The organism is Prevotella sp. P5-50, assembly GCF_002251295.1.
Taxonomy (GTDB): Bacteria; Bacteroidota; Bacteroidia; order Bacteroidales; family Bacteroidaceae; genus Prevotella.
This window is the reverse complement of sequence record NZ_NPJA01000033.1, coordinates 125,321-150,690: the sequence shown is the minus strand read 5'-3', so window position 1 is coordinate 150,690 and position 25,370 is coordinate 125,321. Positions and strand designations below refer to the sequence as shown.

Genomic DNA, 25,370 nt, shown 5'->3' with positions numbered 1-25,370 from the left:
ACTTATTAAAAATTAGAGATCCAATTTTCAAATCGATCATTAGCAGCCAACTTCGTCAGCGACTGCGACTCCATCAACAAACCCTTATCTGCATTAATAAGAAGTTCGCATATGTCTTGACAATGATAGATAGCAGCAGTTTCCAAAGCGTTATAACCATTTTTGTCCTTTAGAGAGAGGTCAACCTCGTGGTCAATCAAGAATTTCATCATTGCATTATTGCTATTTTTAGCAACGTATGTCAATGGAGAATATCCCTGACTATTACATTTTGTCAAATCAACTCCATTTGAGAAGCAATCAAGGAATCTGTTCATATTGTCGTTGGCAATAGCAGAGAACACATCAGTTTCTTCTTCTTCCTTTATGTTCTGCAATGCACGCAAACGCTTTTCGTTCTTCTTTATTGCATTCTCGCAACACGTGGTAAATACATGAACAATCTCTTGTTTCTTCTTTTGAAGAAAACTTTTATAGATAGAAATCGTCTCTTTGTAGGAAACTGTATTGTCATAATCTTCTTTCAAAGAATCTTGAGTATCATCATTGTCTAAATCATAATATTCGTAAACTTGTCTTATAATCTCCAAATTTTCTTTGCGTGATTCTGTGTTCCAGCATTGAAATTCATCACAGTTCTCCCCAGCAGCCGTCATTATTCTATTATACTCGTTTACGGCGTTATTTGATTGTCTTTGCAAATTTGAAGCATCACTAAAGAAGCCGGTTTTTTCAGCCCATTGGTCTTCTCGGTCTAAAGCTTTTGACCATCCCTTCATTGCTCTATCGAGAAGATCTATCAATCCATCTCTTGAATCAAGAATATCATCATAGGATTTAATGATTATATCTTCAACCACTGGCAAATGATCGTTAACAAAAGAAAATTGCTCTTCACTTGAAGTTGCTGATTTAGAGAAAGCATCAGCCTTTTTCTTTGCCAATTTTTTTCTTTCTTTTTCCAGATCAGCAAGCGATTCGTCACATTCTTTAATCTCCTGATCAAAATAAGATGCAAGCTGATTTGTCCAATAAGAAACAGAACGATAATCGGAGACACCATTCTTCATTTTATTGAAAATAGAAGCAAGAATCTTCATTACACCAGCATTTGTCGTTGCCTTTTGCTTATTCTTCAATGAATATATGGCACTTTCTCCTATTGAAGAAAAACCGATAATGTCTATTGGTTGTATCTTCAATTTGGATTTACATACCGTCTCTGCTGACTGCAAGATTTTAACAATCTCATTATCTGGTTTTTTATCCATTTTATTAAATACGATAACAAAAGGATAATTACCATCATTGTAATCTATTAGCTGATTTAGCATTTCTATATCACGTTGTGAAATAGTTCCAGCTTCAGCATCTATACACCAAAACAAAGCGTCAGAATATGTCAAAGCTTCAAAAGCGGTATCAATGTCCTTCTTGCCATTTTCTTTATTGGCATTGTCTGAATTATTATATCCAGGAGTATCAATGAACACCAAGCCCTTTAAATGCTCACGTTCTTTAGAAACGGGAACATTGATATAGAGTTCGTCTAAGACGGAAGAGACATAGATCTTCGACTTAGAGGAGTGTTGAATACAATCCAATACCTCACGATTAAGTTTTACGACATGCCCTTTACAATTCTTGCCAGACACTATCAACTTTGTTATCTTATTGGAAAAAGATATATAGGTATTAATCATTGACACCGGTTCAATTCCAGTTGGAAGAACAGCACCAATTCCCGTAATATTATTAAGGAAAGAAGATTTACCCGAACTATAACCTCCACCAACAGCGACATTTATAGCATCACTAAAGCCTGAATGGTCAAGATAAACCGGCATCATTGCAAAAGGATCATTGCAACCTTTAATTAAATCACTTATAGAGGCATTGACAAATGAATTTTCGGCTTCTCTTGTATTTACTTTAGAATAATCCTCCTCAAGTTTACTATATTTATCACGATATGGAATAAATTCATTTTGCACAGACAAATCCATACCAGAGGTACAGATATGCGAAATCAAATCCAACACAGTCTGTGGATTCTCATATTTATTGACCTTCAAAAATGCAGACATGGACTTTTTGCCCATGCTTGCACTTTTGTTTTTTATTTTATCAAACCCCATATTAAATTTGAGTTTTTAAAGCATTCAACTTCTCCACTACAGCATTTAGGGCAGCGACCTTCTGAGCCACGATCTTCTCTTCTTCCTGCTGCTGGTTCTTTATAGCATTGATGTTCTCGTTGTACTTTTGTGTCTCAGAATCAATAAGTGCAGAAATATTATTGTAAACCTCAGAACGCTGTTCCTTGATCATATCCTCGATAGGCTGACGCAATGCTTCGATAATCTTTGAAACAATCTCAGAAGTAAACTTCATCTTGATCTCCTCTATCTTCTGCTCCTTGCTCTTTCCAAAGATCATACGGATAATATCAGGAATGATATTGATGAGGATAGTAACAAGCGGACCAAGAATCTTGCTCAACATCTTAACCAATTCGCCCAAACCCTTGTAAGCAACAAGTTTCTTAGCCAACTGATCAAGCCCCTTCTTTAACAGACCCTCAAGAATGTCCTTACCAAGCATGTTGCCAATAATCTCCTCAGCTCCAGACAGCATCTTGTTGTCCTTATCGTTGATGATTGTGTCCACATTTACCATAAACTCCTGAAGGGCACCTCCTACAACATCGGAATATTCTGTAATCTCACGTTTCAGTGAGTTAACAATAACCGGGCGTATAATGGTAAGAATCTCCTGATTCAAGGCATTACCATCTGTCTGGCCATACAGAAGAGTGGCAATATAACCAGCCTTTTCTCTCAAAGCCTCTGAGATATCATCAAGGATATCATCAGCAGAACCCTCTACAGACTGAGCAGACTCAGCCTTTCTCTTCAAGTCTTCCACAGCCTTAGCCTGGGCATTTCTTAGACTCTCTATCTTTTCAGAGAAATCAGACTTGTCAGAAAGCATAAGTTTCATCTGTAGTTGCAATTCTATAATGAATGAATCAATGAAGTTAACAACCTGTCCCTTATACTTGTTCACTATCAATTCCTCGGCATCAATAGAACTCAAAATATCAAGAACACCGTTGAAGTCCTTGTTTACAGCAGAAGCAGATACAACCATTGTTGAGTCACCCAACAATCTCTTAGCTACCGATTCTACATTAGCCTTAACATCCAGCACCTCTTGCTCTGGTTTCTTGTCTATTTTAGAAACAACTACAGCCAACTGTGCACCATACTTCTTGATTTCTTCTATGAAGCTAAGAGTGCTCAATCTTAATGTACCACCTTCAACTTCACTTACCAACACGAAGAATGTTCCGTCCTGCACGTAATGCAGAATGGCATTGTTATGAGCCTCAACACCCGAATCGATACCAGGCATATCAACAACAACAATGTTTCTGTCGTTCCACTCCTTTACGATAGGATTGTTGAGATACAACTTAACAAAATTTCTCGGGGTCAACTGCAATGACTTAAGCTGCGAAATAGGAGCTGTCTCTACCAACTTATCATCAAGCCAAACTTCAAGCTTCTCATTTGCAGAAAAATACAACTCATAAGATACTGCAGTCTCTGGCAGTATATTAGTAGGCAGTATATCAACTCCCAACATACTGTTTATCAAAGAACTCTTACCAGCATTGAAATCACCAACAAAAGGAACCTTAATAAAAGAATCCTTTTCTATACTATTGACCAATGTTTCCTTTTCAGCCTCTGCTTTCTTCAAAGACTCAGGATTATTAAAATTGTTTTTAGCTACAGTAAAAGCCTGATTAACTAAAGAAACGTACTGATTAATTTTTTCCATAAAATTATTGTATTTTTTAGTCCAACTTTTTAAATTCAAAATCATTCGGATTGCAGCATGCTTTCTTGTAGTCGAAAGCATAGATGCGCATGTAGGCTTCTTGCACCTCCTTGGCTCCATTGTAAAAAGGGGTGGCGGTGTGCTGCATGGTTGTTACTGTCACTACCATATCGGGAGTGAGGACGGTACCGTTAGAGCGTTTGAGGCGCTTAGGCTTTACTTGAAATACCTTACTCATAAGCATTCAGTTTTAGGTTCATTATATATAACTGTTCCTGCTTTTCTGCCTAAACAGCGAATCATTTACTTTTAGGGGCAAAGATAAGGAAAATCTGCGAACTAAACAAGTCCATAATGGTCCATAATGAAAAAAAACGGCGTAAACTCGCTCAAACAATTTCTCGTTCTTTCTACGTTTCAATTTGCCAGATTTCAACCTACAGAACTGAATAGCTTGCTCGTGTCCACAAGATTATCTTGTTTCTCTGCATCGTAGCGACTTCAAGCAAGGACTTTCACCTGCCCTGTCACTAACCAATGGCAAATGTATTAAAAATCTGATGAGCCACCAAATTTTTAACAAGAAATCTTATGGATTCCTCTTATATTTCACATCTCAGGGACTCCACTCCCTCCTTCTTCCTGCATCCATACCTTATTATAGATAGAATGATTGTCAATTCTGTGGCAAAAGTACAATCAGGATGCGTCAAAAACTGACATAGGAGGAGAAAAAATGAAGAGGGAAGATCAAATTGAAGATGAAATACAATATGCATACTGCCCAGAAAGGAATATGGACAGGACATTGATTTTTACATCTGCACTCCGTAAGAGTGACATACACTATTTACAAAGTTATAGTCATTCTTTTGTTGTTATTATCAGTTTTGTTGATAAGAGGGCTATGTCCAGATAGAATACTAAATTCAGTTCACAATAAAAATAAAAAATCATCTGCGAGATTCGTGTGACTGCATCAGTACACGTTTTTTGCCATTTTACAATAGCTCCTCAGGCACACAGTCTGCCATAGCAGCGTAAGCAGTTTCGCTTGGATGCAGATGGTCTCCAGAATCGAAGCCAGGAGCGAAAGATGCAGGATTACTGCGGTCGCGGACAGCTAAATCGAAATCTACACAACCGTCAAAGAGGTCGGAAGAGCGAAGCCAATCATTCAATCGAGTCCTCATCTCATCACGCTTCTCATTGTAAGTGCGCCATCCGAAGATAGGAAGCAGCGTTCCACTCCATACTTTCAGTCCCAGTTTGCGGGCATGTTTCACATAGATGTTCTCCATTCCACATTCCAATTCTTCGCAAGTAGGCATATCGCTCCAAGGTCGGAATGGATTAACCTCCACACCAACAGGGTGTATGATGTCATTGATACCGTGCTGAATGATTACTGCACTGGCACCTGCTACATTCATCTCAATAGGAAAACGCGTCTCACCTTTCAGTCCGTAAGCCTGATATGTGATGCAGTCATACTGTCGGAGGATTCTTGTTCCGCTTACAGCACGACGTATGATAGCCACATTATGGAAACCATTTTCCCATGCACGGATAGCAAGCCAGTCGGGCCAGCTCTGTGCCGTGATGGAATCACCGAAGCAAACGAGAGCATGATTATTCTCTTCCGTCAGCACATCTATCGTATTGAGGAAATAAAACCAGTTGGTATTACGCGTCAAGTCGATAGGAAGTTCCTTCTCTGAGGCGAAATCTCCATAGGAATACTTCCCCTTGGAGAGCGGTCCGGTAATTAGAGTGCCTGCATTCATCTGTGTGAAGCCTGCGAAATACATGCTCACATCGACCGTCTCTCCAGCCTCGATGTCGAAAGCTATTTCATCGCTCTCCACCTCTTTTCCTGGTTTTATTACCACCGAAGCATTTCCTTCGAATGTTATAGGTACAGCACCGTAGTTCTCATTTTGCTTTGCTACGTATGCTTTAGTCATTGCAACGTCTTCCGTACCCGTAAGATTTGAGAAACGGAAGCGCATCTTAGATCCTGAGAAAACAACTCTTACGGGGTATCTCAGGGTGATATCTTTGGCGTAAACACACTCTTTTCTGTCTGTGATGGACGTGGCATTACCCCAGCATGCCACCCATTTGGTATATTTATCTTTCTGTTGAGTCATAAATGTTTATGTGAAATCAGGATGCAAAACTACTCATTTTTTCTAAGACAGCAAAGTTTATATTACGCAAAATGCCTGTTAAAGGTCTGTAATCATGTCTAAACAAACAAGAAATTGATTTAGGGCAACTTTCAACTAAGTGATCAAGCTCCAGTTCTATACAAGCCGTGAAGACGCAGGAGGGTAACAACAATATCGCAGTAGCCCCTTTATAATCACTGAACTTTCGTAAGTGAGTATCCATTCTTCAAGTGAAATGCACAGAGATTGTGTGGAGCAAATACTCAGATGCAAACTTCACCCCCGACTTCAACATGCAGTAGGTGCATCGTTGTGCCATCTGGCGTCAGGCCAGTTTGGGGATTCCTCGTCGCCAAACTAATCGTTTGTCGTCGAGTTTTCGATAGTTTCTCGTTGCTTTCTCGTCCCAGTCTCGTTGCTCTTTCGTTCGTTTTTTGCTTGTTCCTCGTTCGGTCCTCGTTCGGTCTTCGATAGACTAACGAATAAGCAACGAGAGACGAACGAGAGACGAACGAGGAACTAACGAGAAGTGATCGAGAACCGAACGAGAAGCTATCGAGAACATGTCGGGTGTCAATCAAAAAGCCGTGGTTCTTCTGTTGCGACCAGTTTGGATTGTTGAGCGTGATGTCTGTAAACATAATTGTAGTATTTTTAGTTGTGCGATGTTTGGTTTGGTGCTAAGGTGCCTTCTTGTTTTGAAAATCATCCTCAGGTAGGGCTGCAAAGATACAACATCACAAAACCCAGATGTCCATCTTTGTCACTCTTTGTCACTCTTTTAGTTAATTTTTAATTTAGTTTAACTAAAATATAGATATATTCACATAAACATGTGCCTTAAGAACAACTCCATGATTTTAAGAAGAGATAAAAAGTCTTATAAATGAAGTCGAGTATTCCAAGGATAATAGGATGGGATATGATAGAAAATTAAATGTATTATGTAAATAAAATGTCCTATGTAAAATAGGAGTATAACCCCATACTTGTAGAGAGTGGCGTTATCTCGGCCGGCGATTGGCGTTATCTCGGCTGGCGATTGGCGTTCTCTCCGCCGGCGATTGGCGTTCTCTCGGCCGGCGATTGACGTTCTCAACAAAGGAGATCGACATTATTGTCTTTGCTTTCATTTGATGCCAATAATCTGTCCTTGTCATTTTACACCAGCAGATGGTCAGGAGATGGTTTGAAAATTAGTGGGGATGGATGTGTGTCATATCAGAAATTTTATATACCTTTGCACTCGATTACAGTTTTAGAATGTTTTAGGATAACTTTTCGCTAAGTAAATTTATGGTTAGACAATGCTTCATCCTCTTTGGATGTATGGCTTTGGGTGAGTTGATAACTACGCTCACTGGAGTGAAACTACCTTCCAGCATCATCGGTATGCTGTTGCTCACGCTGCTGTTGAAGGTAAAAGTGATTAAACTGGAATGGGTAAGAGGGCTTACCGACTTTCTCATTGCCAATCTGGGATTCTTCTTTGTGCCACCTGGCGTCGCGCTGATGTTACACTTCGATCTGATTAGGGCTGAGCTTGTGCCCATCATCGGAGCAACACTGGTAAGCACAGCTTTGGTACTACTCGTTACGGGACACACACATCAGATGGTGGCCAAGGGCGAGAAGAAGATAACTAACGTGATCAAGGACAAAATGGAGGAAAGGAGCAAACATGATTGAACAGATAGTAACCAACCAGTATTTTCTTCTGGCGCTGACTTTCGGCATCTACCAAGGTGCAAAAATGGTGCAACACCGCACGCAATCCATCCTGCTCAACCCGATACTCATAACGATCGGTTTAGTAATTGTGTTTCTCAAAGTCTGCGACATTCCTTATGACACCTATCACGAAAGCGCCAAGATGATAGACTTCTGGCTCAAACCCGCAGTGGTGGCACTTGGTGTGCCGCTGTATCTGCAACTCTCGCAGATCAAAAAGCAGATTGTGCCAATACTGGCCTCGCAGATGATGGGCTGTGTAGTCGGTATTATCAGTGTAGTAGTGACCGCACGAATGCTTGGCGCCTCACGTGAAGTAGTGGCATCGCTCGCCAGTAAGTCGGTGACCACGCCGATAGCGATGGAGGTGACGCAGGCGTTGGGCGGAATACCATCGCTCACGGCAGCCATCGTCGTGATAACCGGTCTGATAGGCGGTGTGGTGGGATTTAAACTCATGGCGGTAGGACATATATACAATCCTATGGCTAAGGGACTGTCTATGGGTGCGGCATCGCATGCTGTGGGCACCTCGGTAGCTATGGAACGCGACGAGTTTGTGGGGGCTTATGCCAGCCTTGGCCTCACGCTCAATGGCATACTGACCGCCATACTGACACCCACCATCGTTGAACTGATGAGCTGATACTGTCTTGCGAGATTCATGGCTTGGTTTGTGCATGACACCAATCTGTCATTAGGGAGAATTATGCTTTTTTTAGAAGGGAAAAAGATGGTATTACGAAAAGATTGAGTATATTTGCATGAGAAATGAGGTGAGGGAAACTCCCCATTTGGATTAAAACTTTAAAAGTTACTATGCGATTAGGAATCATTGGAGCAGGGTGGATAGCTCAAAAGATGGCAGAGGCACTTGCCAACAAACCACATGGATGTGAGTGTTATGCTGTGGCTTCACGCTCACTGGAAAAGGCTGAAGCTTTTGCCAAACAGTTCTATATAAATAAGGTGTATGGATCTTACGAAGAACTGGTCAGCGATCCTGCGGTGGATATCGTTTATATCGCCACCCCTCACTCTCATCATTATCCTCATGCCCGTTTGGCTCTTGAACACGGAAAACCCTGTTTGGTGGAGAAAGCCTTTACTGCCAATGCCCGCGAGGCAGAACAGCTGTTGGCTTTGGCTCATGAGAAGGGACTCTTCATTACTGAGGCGATATGGACTCGTTATATGCCATTGTCGCATCGGGTGAAGGAGATTATGGATTCTGGCGTGATAGGTGAACCGCGTGTTCTGACAGCCACCTTATGTTATATGATGGAACAGAAAGAGCGTATCGTGCGCCCTGAACTGTGTGGCGGTGCGTTGCTCGACCTCGGAGTCTATTGCTTGAATTTTGCACGTATGTATTTCGGTACAGATATTTGTCGCATGGTAAGCAATGTGCATAAGAGTGACACAGGAGTTGACATGCACGAGAGTATCTCGCTCTCATACCGTGATGGTCGTATGGCCAATCTCCAGTCGGGAGCTCTGTGTATGAACGACCGCCAAGGCATTATCAGTGGCACGGAGGGTTACATTCGTGTGGATAATATCAACTGTCCAGAACTGATAGAGGTTTATCGCAACTATCAACTTGTCGCCTCTTACCATAAACCAGCAGATATGGTTAATGGCTATGAGTATCAAGTCATCGAATGTCAACGCTGTTTGGAGGCAGGACTCCTTGAATCACCTATGATGCCTCACGCAGAGACACTTGCCATTATGCGACAGATGGACGCGCTGAGGAAAGAGTGGGGCGTGCATTACCCGATGGACTGATGGATGATGTGTATGGCAGATAGACAATGCCTGACGCTGCGATAGAACTGACCGAATGATAAATGGGGTATAACCCCTATGAAAAAGTATATAAAGTTGTTAAACGATAAAAAGTTGCCGAAAAGTTTGGCATATTGCTTGCGAATATCAGACCAGATTCTCATTCTCGGGAACGGTGGCGTGAAGGCTACTCGTACTTATCAAGAAGATAGCAAGTTGAGTGGTTATGTGATGGATTTGCAGAGCTTTGACAAAGTACTGCTCAAAGCACAGAAATCTGGGAAAGTAACCATAGAGAAGAATATGATTACTGATATTCAGAGTGCAACATTTGAAATCTAAAAGAAATGCCTATGATACAGAATGCTTTGTTCAGACAGTGCCTTGCCGCTATACCAGAAGAGCAGAAAGCCGAGTTTGAGCTTTCGTTTGAGATAGCCGAGCGCATCAGTGAAGTTCTAAAAGCAAAGAACCTCACCCAAAAGGATTTTGCCCAGAAACTCCACAAGAGGGAGTCAGAAATATCCAAATGGTTGACTGGCAGACACAACTTCACCATGCAGACCATTGCGAAGATTGAAACGGCATTAGGCTGCAAGCTCATCAATATAGCCAGATGATATTTACAAACAAAGGGAAAAGATAATGGCGAGGGTGGCTGTTAGGGTCAGGAATCATCGGGGACAGGTTCATCGCTCCTAAAGAGAGAACCTGTCCCCGATGATTCTGTGAACACCCTTCAAACCAAGCAAAAAAGTTGTTAAACGATAAAAAGTTGCCGAAAAGTTTGGCAGTTTCATTTTTATTTATCAATTTTGCACCGACATTTGCAAGTTGCCCAACTCGCTTGGGCTTCTGAGCCAATAGAGTTTGGCTCCGCATTTGTCTCTATTTATGGGAAAGCGTCTTCATGCGCTTTGTTTCTGACTTCTCGAAATCAGGTATTCCAGAACCTCGAGAAGTGGAACAGGCAAGTGTCAGGTTCCACGCTCTTTCATTTATAGGTTAACCTTATCCATATTATAACAACCAGCCGACTCCGAGAACCTATAGGCAACCGAGAATCAAGAAACACAAAAATGAAAAAGAAAGAAAAGAAAATCTATCAATCTCCTATTATGACGGTTTATGAAATCAGCAGGACACAGATTTTGGCGGGAAGTCCTAATGGAGAAACAGAAGGAATCACCGAACAAGATTATCAGTATTAATTCAGAATTATAGGATTCAGATGAAAAAGTTATTCAAAACATTACCGTTGGTATTAATTATGATGTCAATATATTCTTGTACTTCCGATGACGAAACAGTACAAGACGTAAATGACAATTCTTCCGTAGTTACAACATTTACTTGTACGCAAGAAAATGATGGAACTACTACTAAGGCGGCGTTGGGCTCGGAAGGCAAGATTTTATGGGAGTCTGGAGATGCCATAAGCATATTTGATGGTAATAAAGCGAATTATAAGTATAGTTTAGGTTCAGAAAGCAATGGAAAGTCAACAGGCACTTTTTCTGGAACAGGTGCAGTGACAGGTCCATACGTTGCTGTTTATCCATATACAGCAGGAGCTACACTTAGCGATGATAGAAAATCTGTCAGCAATATAGTGCTCCCTGATGAACAAGAAGCCGTAGCTGGTGGTTTTGACCCAAAGGCAGCTCTTATGATTGCGAAAAGCGAAACAACGACTTTGACGTTTAAGAATGCCGTTGGCTTCATTAAGGTAACTCCACAGTTCGATTGCAAAAAGATTATTCTTCGTGCAGCCGACAAGAAAAAACCTCTTGCAGGTAAGGGAACAATAAAGTTTGATGATTCTGACAATCCTTATATCGATTTCACCGGTTCTAAAGAACTGTCTTATTCCATAACTCTTTCTGGCACAATCACAAGCGGAAAAGCTTATTACATAGCAGTTCCTGCAGTAACATTATCTGCATATTGGACACTGACATTTGTTACTGAAAACAAAAATTATATGCGTCAAGTAACAAAACCTATTACGTTTGCTCGTAGCATAGCATTGAATCTTGGAGAGTTTACTACAGGTGGAAATTATTGGGTTGGTTCAAATGGTATCGTTGGCGCAGTCAAACAGGTTGATTTGGGATTGACAATCGAACAAGGTGGTAAGAAATATAGAGTTATCTTCGCCAAATCCAACCTGACAACCACAGGTCTTGCAGAAAATGAATCCGACTACGGTGATTACTTTGCTTGGGGAGCTATTAAGCCTTGGTATTCTTCAATAGATAAATCGAAATCTCCTTGGACAGCCACATGGGAAAAATCAGGTGGATACACGGAAGCCAATGCTCCATATTACAATAATGACTCTTATACCAAATACACCAGCGATGGAGAAATCCTTAAAGCAGCTGACGATGCCGCAAACGTGATTCTCGGTGGTGACTGGTGGATACCGACCCAAGCGATATGGGAGGCGTTAGTGAATAATTCCACAAGAGTTAGGGATGGTGGATTTAAATTTACAAATAATGATCGAACTCTCTTCTTGCCTGAAGCTGGCTACGTCAATGGGACTTTGTTCGACGCTGTCGGCTTTGCCGGCTACTACTGGTCAGGCACAGCCAAATCGAGAACGAGCGCATATTACCTGCAATTATACGACAGCGGCAATGTCAGTGCGCAGCTAGCCTCCGATCGCTTCTGCGGGTTCCCGGTGCGCCCGGTGCGCTTGGTTGCGGTATCTGCTAATGCTAATACAGAGGGATATAATGAAGAGAAGGATTTTGAATGGTAATTATTAAATTAAAAGAACAATGAAGAAATATATTCTACCTTTTATGTCCATTGCCATGCTGATGGCAATGGCAAGTTGCTCATCGTCAGACGATGAAGTGGCAGAAATCAAAGAAGAAAGTAAGTTAGTTCCAATGACTTTCACTGCCACACAAGAAAGCAACGCGGAAACTCGTTCGGCTCTTAATAATAGCAATGGTGTCGATTGGCAGGCAGGTGATGAGATAAGTGTATTTGACGGAAATGGTGAAAAAGTCAACCATCAATTTTCATTAACAGGCGATGCTTCATTAGGAAAATTTTCTGGCATAGCTTCGTCAGAAGCAACATCTTTCACTGCTGTTTATCCATATACAGAAGGAGCTACACTTGGAGAAGATGGTAGTGTAAGTGGTATAACTCTCCCTGCAGAACAAACTGCTACTCCTAATAGTTTCGACCCAAAGGCTGCATTGATGATGGCATATTCCACTGATAAGAGTAAGTTGGATTTCAAGAATGCTGTAAGTCTTGTGAAAGTTACTACACAATTTGCTTGCAAGAAGATAGTGCTGAGTGCAAACGAGGATATTGCTGGTACTGGAACATTAACAATGACGTTTGATAACGATACCTATACATCTTCATTCACATTTAATTCTGGAAGCTCAAAGACCATTACTTTGAAACCTGCTACAGGAGAATCTTTTGATGCAGGTACGTATTATATTGTAGTTCCTCCTACGACCTTGACAAATGGTTTCAGCATTAGTTTTATAAATTCTGCTGATACCAAGGCATATACACGAACAAGCACCAAAAACAATATATTTAATCGTAGTGGTATAAGGAATTTAGGCACATTCAACGAATCAGACGAAACATGGACTTCAACAATAGAGAGTAATGGTAATGTTAAGGCTTCTCAACAGGTTGATATGGGAGTGACAATCGAACAAGATGGTAAGAAATATAGAGTTATCTTCGCCAAATCCAACCTGACAACCACAGGTCTTGCAGAAAAAGAAACAGATTACGGTGATTATTTTGCTTGGGGAGCTACTGAGCCTTGGTATTCTTCAGCGACACAAACGTGGAAAGAAGACAAAAAACAATATGGATACTATCTAAAAAATGCCCCATATTACGATAGTTCAACAGGGAAATATACCGAATACACCACCGATGGAGAAATCCTTGAACCAGCTGACGATGCCGCATACGTGATTCTCGGTGGTAACTGGCAGTTGCCCACAAAAGAGATATGGGTGGCTTTGTACGGTGCCAATACAAAAACGGTGAATTGGGGACCTAATGGAAATCAGGCTTTGGAAACAATAAGTGGAATCCAAGGAATGAAGATAACCAAGATAGACGATTCTAAAACTTATATCTTCTTGCCTGCAGCTGGCTACGTCAATGGGACTAAGTTCGAAAATGTCGGCTCTAAATTCTACTACTGGTCAGGCACAGCCAACTCTACCCCGAACGCATATAACCTGATCTTCTGGAACGGCAGTGTCATTGCGCAGGACTACAGTTATCGCCACTTCGGGTACTCGGTGCGCCCGGTGCGCTTGGTTGCAGTGGATTGAAACTTCAGCAAGGGTCTTGGGGACAGGTACATTGGTTCACTCTTTAGGGTCGATGAACCTGTCCCCGATGATTCTTTTAACCCCTCTCAATATAACGTGATAGACTCCACTATCTGAATGCTTTCTTGCTGTACGTGCCATTTCTCAATTGTATATAGATGGTTCAAGTACCTGTCCCCGATGATTCCCGAAACGAACCGCCCAATATGGTTTGTAGATGACCCTATTTGGTTTGCAGATACCTCATTTTGTATTTCCAACACCCAACAACTGTTAAAAATCACCTCCAATTCCGCACTTTTCTTCCAAAAGCCTTGCACAATCCAAATACATGTCTTACCTTTGCAGCGCTAGAACCCCCAAGCCTCTTAACAATGCTCAAATCGGGGGTCGTTTTATTTTGATGTGACCCCAAAAAGTTGGACGGGTTAATCACTGTGAACCTGTTCCCGATGATTCTTCCGATGATTTAAATCTCAAGACGCTCATCACATAGTGACGCCACTTTCTTTCTGTGGGTGATAAGTAGGATGGTGGTGGATGGACGGGCGGCGAAAAGGCGACTGAACAATTCTCGCTCCGTGTCTTCGTCGAGAGCCGAACTGATCTCGTCGAGCAAAAAGACGGCACCGGGTCGGAGAAGTCCGCGTGCTATGGCTATGCGTTGCGCCTGTCCCTCACTCAATCCTCCGCCATGTTCCGACAATACCGTGTCGATACCTTGCGGCAAGTCGAAGACGAAGTCGGCACACGATGTGTGAAGTGCAGTATGCAGTTCCTCGTCGGATGCATCCGGTTTTGCCATCAGCAGGTTATTGCGTATCGTGCCACTTATCAGAGTGTTTCCCTGTGGCACAAACACCACATTCTTCCTCATGCTCTTGTCGGCAGCATGAGTGAATCCATTCCCATAGAATGTCACCTCTCCACTGTCGGGTTGTATGAAATTGAGTATGAGTCGGAAGAGCGTTGTCTTTCCTGCGCCTGTTGTTCCGAGTATTGCGGTCTTGGTGCCCGGACGGAAGTCATGCGAGAAATTACTCATCACCTCCCTGTCGCCCTTGGCATATCGGAATGTCACGTTGTCCATGCGTATGCCAAGCAATGTGCGGGTAGTGATGTCTTCACCGTCGCATGATTGCTTCTCCTCGCCATGTTCCATCTCCTTCAGCCGGTCGATACTGGCAGTGCTGTATATGATTGACGGAAATGCGCCGAGCAATGACAGGATAGGTTGTTGTATCTGTCCTACGAGTTGAAGGAAGGATGTCATCACTCCGAAGGTGATTGCCCCCGTGCGCAGTCCGTAGGCTCCCCACACAAAGGCGAGCATATATCCCAAGCCGAATGTGCAACCAAGTGCAAACCGGCTGAACACCATAAACCGTGAACGACGGATATAGTTGGCGGTTTGCCTGTCCTGCAGTTCTTCCACCCTGTCCTGCATCCATCTCTCGCCCTGTAATGCCCTCAGCACTACATTCAATTCCACACTCTCCTGTATCCTCGCCATTATTCTGCTCTCATCCTCGCGTATCGAGAGAGTGATGCGTTTCAGTCGGTGGGAGATATACTTGCCGATGATTATAGCGAGTGGAGTGATGAGAATGAGCGCCCATGCCAGTCGGCTGTCAAACCATCTCATCAGGAGGAACGCTCCAACCAGTTGTATAGTCATCACCACCACCTGCGGCAGTTGCACAGCCAATGTCTCGCTCACTGCATCTATGTCCTTGGCCATCCTCGAGGTGACGTCCCCCGAGTGTATATCATTGGCCTCAAACAATCGTCGGTTGAAGAGTTGCGAGAAGATAGCGAGGCGCAGTTCCGCCACCTTCTTGATAAATGCCTTATTGGCAAGGTATTGGTTTAGTTGGCGTATGCCCCCCCCCGCCACTACGGCAGCAGCTATCAGCAATGCCTGCATAGCCATCTCGCCAATAGTGCCCGTCATGGCAACGTCGTCGATAAGCCTCTTGCTCAGCCATACTACGCACAATGCAAGCACCGTCTGCAGCAGTCCTGCCATTATGCGCACAATGATATTCAGTCTTATGCCGCGCGAGTTGTCTATAAACCACCTTGCATACTTCATCTATCCACCACTCCGGTCTTTATCCATTCTTCCAGGATGGCCTCCACGTCATGTCGTGCCACCTCTTGTTCCACGTCGTATTCCTTGCACAATGCCTGTGTCAAGGAGTCGATGTCCGAATCCTCTTCGAGCTGTTCCCAAAGGTATGCCGCAGTGTCGTTGAGACTTATCAACCTGCCGAAATCCACGGCTCCAAGTCCTTCGCCCACCAGCACTTTCTCTCCGCATACTTCGCGGAGCACCATTCCGTCTTTCTTCTTCATATCTTCTAAATGTTTAATTTCAATATATATCGTCTTAAGGGCAATAGCGCCCACCATATTTCGGATGCCGTCTTGCGCCATCGGGTGTATAGATAATGACGCTTTTGATTTCTGTCCACCACATGAGTGGCAATAGCCTTGACGTCGCCTATGGAGCAGTGTTCGCGTCCGACAAGATTTCCGTCGCCCATCAGCGTCACACTCTCGCCCTCAATCCTCTCTATGCGGTGGAGCACATATCGCCTGTTCTCCACCCATGCCAATGCCACGATGCCGCGCTTGAGCCCTGCAGGAGGAGCGAGTATGACACTCTCCTTGCCGCCGATGATAAACGGCAGCATGCTGCGCCCCGAAACAGGCAGAGTCACACTATATCCTTCGTTCATCAGTGCCACAGCCTCGTCAATTATCTTGTTGTCGTTCATATCGTTGAGCTTGTCATTTTCGCTGCCGCCTCGTCGGGCAGACAGTCCATGTGCCACATCCTTGCCGTTGCAGTCAGTGAGTTGAGTGCACGATGCAGTCCGTCGGCGATGTTCTTCTCCCACCTCTTTCCCGACACACTTGATGCCATGGTGGCGTATGCCTCGATGGGCGACATCCGTCGGATGGCGTTATGAGGTGCCTGACGTAGCCTCACTATTGCACCCAAGGGATAATGCTCGTTGACATAACACGGAGTCTTTCCGCTCCATGGCGATCCATACACCTCCGCTTCCCCGTCAGCCTCTATCCTCACTACGGGATTATCGTCGTTTAGCAGTCGGCTGCCTTCTATATATTTGAGCCACAAGCGGGTGTGAGTGCTCTTGCCCGTTCCGCTCGGTCCGAGGAACATATACGCCTTTCCCCCGCGACATACCACTGACGCATGAAACAGCAATGTGTCCATTTCCGCCGTGGCAAGGGCAAATGCAATCATCATCGCGTTGTCGATAGCCAACTTGGGCAGTTCGCCCGTATATACCGTCGCCCTGCGATAGTCGCTGCCACATTCCATCCAGCCGGCCATCTTCCCGTGCGAGCGGAACACAAACAACGGATTTCCTCCCGAATGTCCGCATGCTATCTCGTCGCCCTCTTCCTCCTGTCGCCATTCCTCTGTCCAAGCCTCGGGTAGGAGAGCATTCTCGCGTATCACGACACTTATCAGCGGCTCCGACGGAGTCACCTCAAACGGACGGCAGTTGTCGAGCAATGCGAAGATGTCGTCCCCGGCAGTCAATGCCATCACATGTCGTGCCACACTATAATATCTTGTTGTCATTCTTCGTGAACATATCTTAGTGATAAACTTCTGTACTTAATCCTCTTGGGTATTGTGCGTATGATATAGATCACAAACTTGACATTAATCCACAGACATTCCTGGAATGAGAATCCCATCAGCCTTATCGGTATCAGTATGCCACTGATTACGGTTTGCCAGTATCCCTTTCGGCGGTTTTCGTGATACCACCCAAAGTTTCCGCTCTTAAATGCCTCGTCGAGCATACATCTGCCACGCCTTTCATCCTTCGGGCATATCATCCTGTCGCTCTCCATTGAGAACAGTTCGCTCATCATCCACATCACCGCTCCTGCCGTTTTCCGCAGTCCGAACCTTGACAGTTGGGAGGCTACAAATCGCCGGTCTTCCTCAGATGAAATCTTCATCAGCATATAGTAATCCACGATATGCCTCAGTCCGATGCCTCCCGAGAGGAAATGCCTTTGTATATGCGCCATCTGCATGATCAGGGCGAATCTGCAGGTGGGCACGTCAAAGCCTTCGGGACAACTCTCCGACAGCAGGATTTCCTTTTCGAGAAACCGTTGCAGTCGGCGGTTGGTGATGGGGTTGTAATTACCCGACGACGGTCGGAAGTGCACCTCCACCGCGATACCGCTTGCGTTTTTATTCAGGTGCACATGATGATACGACACGGTGTCCTTTGTGTCCAGAACGCCCTCGTCGCCCAGCAGTTTCACGACGCTGTCCCTGCCGCCTTCCACCCATATATCGATGTCTCCGGGTTGCCGTTCGTCGGGGTGAGGATACAGTCGTGCGTTGGCTTGTCCTTTCAGTATTGCCGTCTTCCGTCCTCTTTCGCCAAACCATCGCGTTAGCCTTGCAGCTTCTGCGTTCATCTTAGCGTTGAATCTGCGTATAGCTTCGGCTTTCAGGGTCCATTCCATCAGTAGCGGTTTGGGTATGCCAACGTCGCCACTCATCCGATTTACCACACAATATATCACCCCAGTGAGCGTTTGTTGGCATATCTGTATATAAACCTCCTTCCACTCCCTTTCCGGGAGTGTCATTGGCTCATAAGGTTCGCAGCCCACAGCCATTCTCATCAGCCGTATCAATGTCCACTTTGTGTCATTCATTTCTCATCTGCATATAATTGACTGCAAAGATAAAACTTTTATATGAAATCAGCAGAATAAATCCACGGAAATTTTGCATATTGAGATTTATTTGTTACCAAAACTGCAAGGGATTGAAGAAGGTTGCCATAGGTCAGCAGTATAAAGCCAATCCTAACGAATTGTTTATACTGTTTAATGGTTGCTCGTTTGTTAGTCCACGCATGATGAAGGTACCAGCCTGTGTGACTTTTCTGTGGCTTACAAGGTGACGGTCACTGTTGCCGAAGGTGCACTCAGTCCGCCCATAGGGTTGGCTGCGCGCACGCTGTAGATTCCAGCTTGCTTTGCAGTATAGGTGGGTTGTTCGGTGAAATCGATCACGTTGCCATCTTTACAGATTGCCCACAACCATGTGTCGTAACTCTTGCTCCATGTCAGTACACCGGCGTTGACGCGGATGTCAACAGGAATAGCAGCCTGTTTGGTATCATCGGTAGGTTGCCAGTCGCCAAACATACGGTTCATGTTGCTGTAGGTATCAGCTTCTTTTTCTGTCAGTGTGGGATTGTTTTCATGGCTATTGGCAAAGATGGTCTTGCGTCCAGCGGTTTCGATGGTCACTCCGTTGCAGTCTCTTGAGTTCCATTCTGCAAAGCGTGCAGGCCATCCGTCATGCATCTCGTTCCATCCCAGAGTGGTAGGTTTCACATTCATTCGTGTGTCGATAAACACGGCAACAGGTGTTGCCTTGCCCCATGGGCGCCCCAAGGTGTAGGTGCCATCGACGTCGTTGCCTGATGCGCTGATGGTGCAGTTTTTGAACACCCAACCTACGTTTCTCGGTTTCGACGGTACTGCAGTATATCCACCGGCAATCTGTAGCAGTTCCAACTGGTTGAAATAGGCATCTCCTTTACCGCAGAGATAGTCGGTACGTCCACGCACCTGACCGCCCTCAAAGTAGTAGAGTCCCTGCTCGTTGCTACTGGTCCATGTGTCCTGGTAGCCATAGAGCAGGGTGTTCTTATAGATGGTGTTGGTGGCACAGTCATAGACAGCGAGGTTGCGTCCGAGTCTGTCGTCGATGCCACTTTTGATGGTGATGTCTTGGAAATAGGTGCCAACGGCAGCGTCTGTCAGTTGGAAAACAGGACTATAGCGTATGGTTTCGTATTTGTGGGCTGTGCCAAACGGACCTTCGAAGAGCATGCTCGAATCGTTGGAGATGTCTTGTGTGATGATGGTGGCGTCGCGGTCTTCACCAATCAGCGAGAGGTTGGCAGCGGTGATATAGGTGATAGGGTCGGGCAGATCGCCTTCCCACAATACGGTAGTGCGGTCTTTTCCCGTATGCTTATAGTGTTTCATTGCTCCTGTCGGCATTTTGTAAATGCCTTTTTTTACCAAGATGCGGTAACGCGTCTGTTGGTCTTTGCGGCTGTTGGCAACAGCAATAGCATGGCAGAGTTCGGCAGTTGTTGACACCACAGCATCATAGGCATGTTTGGCTTCTGTAGGAATCGTGATGTGTTTAGCCAAAATACCCTGCTCTTTCAGCAGTTGTGCGCAGAGTTGTGCAGCAGCCATAGCACCTTTTTTGTTATAGTGCGTTTTGTCGGTGGTAGTACCTTTGTCGAAGAGTGCCGCATAGCATGCGTCAAAACTGCCGTATTGCTCGTAGAGGTTTTTGGTGGCTGTGGTCATATCCACAAAACTGATATGTTCCTCTTTAGCCAACTGTCTCATGTGGTAGGGATAGTCCATATCATGGTTGTCGCTATCAATGTGTTGCTGGGCCATGATAGTATCTTGGTGCAAAGCATCAAACTTATCGCCCAAATCGTGTTGTCCGGCACGTGTTATCTTGTGGTCAGCACCGAAATAACATCTGCATACGGGTGAGATAAGCACAGGAGTTGCACCTTTTGCCTTTACCTCTCTGATGATTTTTCTCAACCATTCTTTATAGGTGGAGTGGGGGATGGTGCCTCGTTTGTCCTTTCTTACAGTAGCCAACTGTGCCTCGTTTCCCTGTGCAGCATAGAAGGTCTGAAGTTCTTGGTTGTCCATGCCGTTGAACTTCTCATCGTTGTGTCCAAACTGTATGAGCACATAGTCGCCAGAGCCCACGCTATCCTTGGCATTCTGCCATAGCTCGTTATATCCGACACGCGAGTCTCTTCCGCCTTTTGCATAGTTGAGGCTCACCCATCCATGGGTAAGGAAATTGCCGAAATACATACCCCATCCACGCATTTTTGTCGTGTTGACGTCGTAGGGGGCCATAGTGGAATCGCCCAGTGTGAATACTTTCTTGGCAGCCTGAATGTTGCATCCCAAGAGGATGGCGATGATGCAGACTGCCACCCTTGTCAGTTGTTGTTTCATGTTGTTGATTTGTCTTTTTACTGAACTTTCGCATGTGGGGAAGTTAAGGGAAGTTAGGGAAGTTAGAGAGAAGTTAAGGGACAAATGTCCTACGTCTTACGGCAAAAGGCTATTGTCTCTTAACTTCCCGAACGACCGTAGGGAGTGATCACTTCCATTTTATGGCACCTTTTCTCGCCATGACAGAATTAAAGCGAGCTTTATTCTGCTCATTTGGCTTAACGAAAACGTTCTTTAACTTCAATCAATTCCATCAGTTGCGAAACTTGAATCTTTTTAGTAGTTATTTTCTATTGCAAAGGTACGATTAAGTGAGCAGAATACAAAAAGAAAATTGTTTTTTCTTTTTGTATTATCGAACGCGAGTACCTAAGACCGACAGGTCAAAGGTACGATTAAGTGAGCAGAATACAAAAAGAAAATTAAGTTTTCTTTCTGTATTCTTAATACTCCACTCTTACGTTGTCCACCCAAAGGGTATTGCCCACCGAACCGATATAGGCACCACCGTGGCTGGAGTCAAACTGCAGAATCATGTGGGTAGGTGCTTCGTTGGCAGTAGCCCATCCTATTTCCTTCACAGGCATCATCTTGCCTTTTGAGTTTTTTGCCCATTTTATGTCATTTCCTGACAATAGTCCCATATAGGGTTTGTAGAAATGCTGTCGGGTGATGTCACCGTAGTGGATGGGAAAAGATGCATTCTCCACCCATCCGTTGGTAGTTTTGGCAAAGCGCACCACCATAGTGCCTACACGTTTAGCCCAGATGTTGCCTTTGGCATCCTCCCATCGCTTTTGTAGCAAACAGACGCAGTCTGCCATGTCGATGCCTGCCACGGTTTTCACTTTGCTGAATCCCGTTTCCTTGATGCGGTTGGGGTGTCCCGATAGTTGCACCCGATAGTCGAACACCAGTGCTTTGGGTTTTCCGGTGAATTTCATACCCGCATCGAGTTTTGCCATAGGGTTTGAGGTCGAAGTTATGGGCTCAAGAGTTTCGCCGAGGAAGATGCTTCCAGCAGCTAATACTTTGATGTTGACTATGCCCAACACCTTACACGTCTCGATGTGTGTCACCAGTTTGGCACAAAAGCCATGTCCCGGATGACTGTCTCTATAGACCGATACATTGGTTTTGGTAATGCCCGACACCTTCGCCATCACGTTTGACGTACCCCAAGGCGAACCGCCCCAGTTGGTGTATGGTGCATTCTGTTTCCACGTTTTGGCAGGCGCTATCTCGTAGAGGGTTTTGGTGTTTCCACCAATGATAGCACTCTCTTTCACATGGCGTGTCACCCATTGGTTCATATCACCATATTTAATAGGTTGAATGTTCTGGCCGTTAGCATCTGTCGTAGCGGTCAAAGTCAGCGCCAATATGGCGCCCGCTTTTATGAGTATGGCCTTTGTCATTTTATGATGTGTTTAAGTTTCAAGAGTCTTATATCCGTTTCCTGCATACATTCCTCGTAGGTTCTTGGCGTGTTGTGGTCGTCGAGGAAGAAGCGTTTCTGTTGGGGCATAAACCGCCGACTTGCCAGCGACAGCGTATCGTTGCGGTAGGTTGTTGCCACGTGGCCCAAGGTCAGCAGCGTGTGAAACACACAGTTGCTGGATGCTGGCAACTGGCTGTTGCGATGCAGCGCATCAGCCTCGTCGGGAAACTGTTTGGTGTAAACCTCAGAAGTCCATATCACCATCGGCACATGCAGTTGGTAGAATGACGGATAGGGTGAGGCATGGAGAAATAGTTTGCGGCTATCGTCGAAGATGTCTTCTCCGTGGTCTGAGGTAAAGAGCATGGCAGTAGCGCCTCCTCGCTGTTGAGCCAATCTGATGATACGGTGTAATAGCCAGTCGGTGAAACGTATGGAATTGTCGTAGGCGTTTACCATCATCTGTCGGTATTGTGGTTTTGCTCCATTGTAAGAATCGGGCAGAAAGTGTGCCATCAACTTCGGATAGCGGTCGGTATAGTCGAAGTGTGAACCATAAGTATGTACCACGACAAAGAGTTTGTGATAGTCTTTTGCCAGTTGTTTTCGGAGTGGAGTCAGCACATCGCTATCTGTTGTCATGGCTTTACTGCCTCCATTGGCTGTATCGTGCAGGAAGATGCAGTCGTCTGCCTGTTCGCCGAGGAAGTCAATAAACGAGTGGTTGCGCTGTTGGTTGGAGATGTATGCGGTGTGCCATCCTGCTTCTCGGAAAGCCTGCATGATGCCTTTGGTACGAAACAGGATATTGAAATCCTCTGCCGATGCCAACGACAGCAGTATCGGCACACTCTTATGGGTCGTGTTGCTTTGACTCATATAGTTGGAAAACACCGTCAGTCCTTGCTGTTTTGTCAGCAATGGGTTGGTGGGGCGGTGGTAGCCATAGAGTTGCCAGTTGTCGGATCTGCTTGTTTCACCCACCACACAGACAATCGTTTGGCGTGTAGTATCTGTCGGGTCTATCGTACTCTTGGCATTGAAAGTGAAATGGTCAGAAGTCTTATGGTATTCTGCCGATGCCTTCTCTCGACCGAATGCTAAGGTGCAATTGTAGCAGGCATTCAGTGGGAAAATGCTGTTGGTAGGTATAAAGTCTGTGGAGATTGTCACCGTTGTGGTCAGTAGAATAGCCGCCACAGCCATGATGAATCCACTCTTTCTCCAGTGTTTCACGAATGTATGGTCTAAATCCCTTTTCTTCGTCCATAGCGTGATGGCGAGGATGATGGTAGGTACATAGATGATGACCACCCAACCGATGGCAGGCAAAAGTTGTGAGAGAAGTTCGCCCACCTCGTCTCCATTGGTAGTGACGAGGTTGAGCCACATATCCACAGCAATAGGACCACGACCATAAAGATAGGTCAGTACCAGTTGGAAGGCACCCAGGAATAGGATGGGAAAGAGGAGTATGACCGTGCGACCTATACGTCGTCCCACGGTTAGTGCCAGTATATAGAAGGCTATTGGTGCGATGATATTCACCATGTTGCCCCACAGTCCAAGTCCTTCGGTATAGATCTGTATGATGTTGGGCAGGATGAGTACTGTGAGGAAGAAGTAAAACAGTTTGTTGATAGTCTTTTGTTTCATCATCAGAATGCCTCGTTGATATTGAATATGAATCCTGTGCCGTTACGACTGAAGCCATAGTCCAGTCGCACGTTGACTCCCTTCTTGAACTGCCAGCGGTAGCCTATACCTGCATTGGGTAAGATGCGGTTCAGGCGCATCTCACTGTAACGAGGGAATACCTCTGCGGCACCCAACCATACGACGATGCCGTTGCGATGCCATACATGTTGTCGCAGTTCTATCTGTGCATCTATCACGTTTTTGTCGCGGTAGCGTCCTTCGTAGTAGCCACGCATTCTACTGCTTGATCCTACTTTAGAGAGCGATGACCAAGGCACCTCACCTGTTGTCTGTCGGGTGTGTATTTCTGCTGCTATGATGGCGCCACGCCATGCTTTGCGGTAGGTGGCAAGTTGCAGTTCTGCCGAATAGTAGGTGTGCTTATTGCCCAACATAGTGGGCGATGTCATGAGGTCGAGTTGTAAGAACCAACCTTTGGAGGCGTTGAGGATAAAGTCTCGAGAGTCTAAAGTATAACTCAATCCCACACCGATGTCGTTGACCGTCATGGGTTGACCTTCAAGCAGTTGTGGTGCGCGGTCTTTCAGTTTATAGGCATGCACCAATTGGTAGCGCACGATAGGACCTACATACGAATATCGGTTCAGGCGTGCCAACAGTCGTGTCATCACTTCCAGTTTGTCGTGATTGTATTTGCTTTTGTTGTCATCGTTGTCGCTCTGTGGATAACTCAATCCCCAGAGATACGACGGGAAGGTATAGGCATATAAGGTATAGTCCAGTCGGAAGTGGCGTTTGGGGAAGAAGTGGTTGCCGGAAAGTCCCACCATCATAAAGGCTTTGGTAGTGATGTCGCCGTAGAGTGAAGCGTTGGACCGTTCCAACAGCGAGTCGCTGCGGTCGGCACTATAGGTGGCAGAAGCTACAATGCCAAGTCCCAGTCCTGTCTCGTTATTGTAGTGTGGTCCGCCGATGATGCCGAAGTCAATCTTCTTGTTAGGGTCTGGTTTGTCGCTCTCTGCCAGATATTGCATCAGTTTGTCCACCAGTCCTTTCTTCCGTATTGTGTTGCTGTCGTTTTGTAGGACGGTGGCAGCGTCAGTATCTGTGTTTTGTGCTGTCGTTTGCATTGTAGTCATCGCCATGCAGAGCGTCAACAGGAAAACAAATAGCTGTTGGAAACTATGTCTTTTTGTTCTTTTCATCAGTATGTCTTATATCATTTTGCCGTATTGCAGATCCTTTGTGCAATCGGCAGAAAGCTGACTGCAAATATAGCGT

21 protein-coding genes are annotated in these 25,370 nt (G+C 45.0%); 8 read left to right on the top strand and 13 right to left on the bottom strand.

Annotated features, from left to right (window positions below; genetic code table 11):
• Positions 1 to 5 precede the first annotated feature (5 nt).
• From CIK88_RS07765 to CIK88_RS07750, 4 genes are all read right to left on the bottom strand, one after another.
• Positions 6 to 2,138 (bottom strand): dynamin family protein, encoded by a 2,133-nt coding sequence (locus CIK88_RS07765; protein ID WP_094435640.1) that lies wholly within the window; start codon positions 2,136 to 2,138, stop codon positions 6 to 8.
• Position 2,139: 1 nt separating this feature from the next.
• On the bottom strand, positions 2,140 to 3,849 hold the full coding sequence (locus tag CIK88_RS07760) for a dynamin family protein (RefSeq protein WP_158214663.1): 1,710 nt from the start codon (positions 3,847 to 3,849) through the stop codon (positions 2,140 to 2,142).
• A 16-nt stretch (positions 3,850 to 3,865) separates the two neighbouring features.
• Positions 3,866 to 4,087, bottom strand: a complete 222-nt coding sequence (locus CIK88_RS07755) for a DUF6140 family protein (protein ID WP_040552952.1) — start codon at positions 4,085 to 4,087, stop codon at positions 3,866 to 3,868.
• A 763-nt stretch (positions 4,088 to 4,850) separates the two neighbouring features.
• Positions 4,851 to 6,002 (bottom strand): SGNH/GDSL hydrolase family protein, encoded by a 1,152-nt coding sequence (locus tag CIK88_RS07750; RefSeq protein WP_094435636.1) that lies wholly within the window; start codon positions 6,000 to 6,002, stop codon positions 4,851 to 4,853.
• 1,317 nt (positions 6,003 to 7,319) lie between these two features.
• Between CIK88_RS07750 and CIK88_RS07745 the strand changes: the two genes are divergently transcribed.
• From CIK88_RS07745 to CIK88_RS07715, 8 genes are all read left to right on the top strand, one after another.
• Entirely contained in the window at positions 7,320 to 7,712 is a 393-nt protein-coding gene (locus CIK88_RS07745; RefSeq protein ID WP_094390613.1) for a CidA/LrgA family protein, read from the top strand.
• Positions 7,705 to 8,400 carry an LrgB family protein gene (locus CIK88_RS07740; protein ID WP_094435634.1) on the top strand — a complete coding sequence of 232 codons (696 nt, stop codon included), beginning with the start codon at positions 7,705 to 7,707 and terminating at the stop codon, positions 8,398 to 8,400. The genes CIK88_RS07745 and CIK88_RS07740 overlap by 8 nt, the downstream gene beginning before the upstream one ends.
• 173 nt (positions 8,401 to 8,573) lie before the next feature.
• Positions 8,574 to 9,545, top strand: coding sequence for a Gfo/Idh/MocA family protein (locus CIK88_RS07735; RefSeq protein WP_094435631.1), 972 nt, complete (start codon positions 8,574 to 8,576; stop codon positions 9,543 to 9,545).
• A 78-nt stretch (positions 9,546 to 9,623) separates the two neighbouring features.
• A complete protein-coding gene (locus CIK88_RS07730) occupies positions 9,624 to 9,887 on the top strand; it encodes a hypothetical protein (protein WP_094435629.1) in 264 nt (87 codons plus the stop codon).
• A gap of 5 nt (positions 9,888 to 9,892) precedes the next feature.
• Positions 9,893 to 10,165: a helix-turn-helix transcriptional regulator gene (locus CIK88_RS07725; protein ID WP_254046871.1), complete on the top strand. Its 273-nt coding sequence runs from the start codon at positions 9,893 to 9,895 to the stop codon at positions 10,163 to 10,165.
• A gap of 459 nt (positions 10,166 to 10,624) precedes the next feature.
• Entirely contained in the window at positions 10,625 to 10,756 is a 132-nt protein-coding gene (locus CIK88_RS12700) for a hypothetical protein (protein WP_256387691.1), read from the top strand.
• Between the two features lie 20 nt (positions 10,757 to 10,776).
• On the top strand, positions 10,777 to 12,315 hold the full coding sequence (locus CIK88_RS07720; RefSeq protein ID WP_094435627.1) for a hypothetical protein: 1,539 nt from the start codon (positions 10,777 to 10,779) through the stop codon (positions 12,313 to 12,315).
• A 19-nt stretch (positions 12,316 to 12,334) separates the two neighbouring features.
• Complete coding sequence (locus CIK88_RS07715) at positions 12,335 to 13,888, top strand: hypothetical protein (RefSeq protein ID WP_094435625.1); 1,554 nt, start codon at positions 12,335 to 12,337, stop codon at positions 13,886 to 13,888.
• A 469-nt stretch (positions 13,889 to 14,357) separates the two neighbouring features.
• On the opposite strand, the gene CIK88_RS07710 is transcribed toward CIK88_RS07715, so the two are convergent.
• From CIK88_RS07710 to CIK88_RS07670, 9 genes are all read right to left on the bottom strand, one after another.
• On the bottom strand, positions 14,358 to 15,983 hold the full coding sequence (locus CIK88_RS07710) for an ABC transporter ATP-binding protein (RefSeq protein ID WP_094435623.1): 1,626 nt from the start codon (positions 15,981 to 15,983) through the stop codon (positions 14,358 to 14,360).
• The gene (locus CIK88_RS07705; protein ID WP_094435621.1) at positions 15,980 to 16,246 is read right to left on the bottom strand and encodes a PqqD family protein; all 267 of its coding nucleotides are present in this window, start codon (positions 16,244 to 16,246) and stop codon (positions 15,980 to 15,982) included. Before CIK88_RS07705 ends, CIK88_RS07710 begins: the two co-directional genes overlap by 4 nt.
• A gap of 5 nt (positions 16,247 to 16,251) precedes the next feature.
• Entirely contained in the window at positions 16,252 to 16,671 is a 420-nt protein-coding gene (locus CIK88_RS07700; RefSeq protein WP_094435619.1) for a S24/S26 family peptidase, read from the bottom strand.
• The gene (locus tag CIK88_RS07695; protein WP_094390602.1) at positions 16,668 to 17,513 is read right to left on the bottom strand and encodes a hypothetical protein; all 846 of its coding nucleotides are present in this window, start codon (positions 17,511 to 17,513) and stop codon (positions 16,668 to 16,670) included. The genes CIK88_RS07700 and CIK88_RS07695 overlap by 4 nt, the downstream gene beginning before the upstream one ends.
• A complete protein-coding gene (locus CIK88_RS07690; RefSeq protein ID WP_094435617.1) occupies positions 17,510 to 18,619 on the bottom strand; it encodes a nucleotidyltransferase family protein in 1,110 nt (369 codons plus the stop codon). Before CIK88_RS07690 ends, CIK88_RS07695 begins: the two co-directional genes overlap by 4 nt.
• 240 nt (positions 18,620 to 18,859) lie before the next feature.
• Positions 18,860 to 20,989, bottom strand: coding sequence for a pectinesterase family protein (locus CIK88_RS07685; RefSeq protein WP_094435615.1), 2,130 nt, complete (start codon positions 20,987 to 20,989; stop codon positions 18,860 to 18,862).
• A gap of 443 nt (positions 20,990 to 21,432) precedes the next feature.
• A complete protein-coding gene (locus CIK88_RS07680) occupies positions 21,433 to 22,407 on the bottom strand; it encodes a PCMD domain-containing protein (RefSeq protein WP_094435613.1) in 975 nt (324 codons plus the stop codon).
• A complete protein-coding gene (locus CIK88_RS07675; protein ID WP_094435611.1) occupies positions 22,404 to 24,089 on the bottom strand; it encodes a phosphoethanolamine transferase in 1,686 nt (561 codons plus the stop codon). Before CIK88_RS07675 ends, CIK88_RS07680 begins: the two co-directional genes overlap by 4 nt.
• Positions 24,089 to 25,294 carry a BamA/TamA family outer membrane protein gene (locus tag CIK88_RS07670; RefSeq protein WP_094435609.1) on the bottom strand — a complete coding sequence of 402 codons (1,206 nt, stop codon included), beginning with the start codon at positions 25,292 to 25,294 and terminating at the stop codon, positions 24,089 to 24,091. Before CIK88_RS07670 ends, CIK88_RS07675 begins: the two co-directional genes overlap by 1 nt.
• Positions 25,295 to 25,370 lie beyond the last annotated feature (76 nt).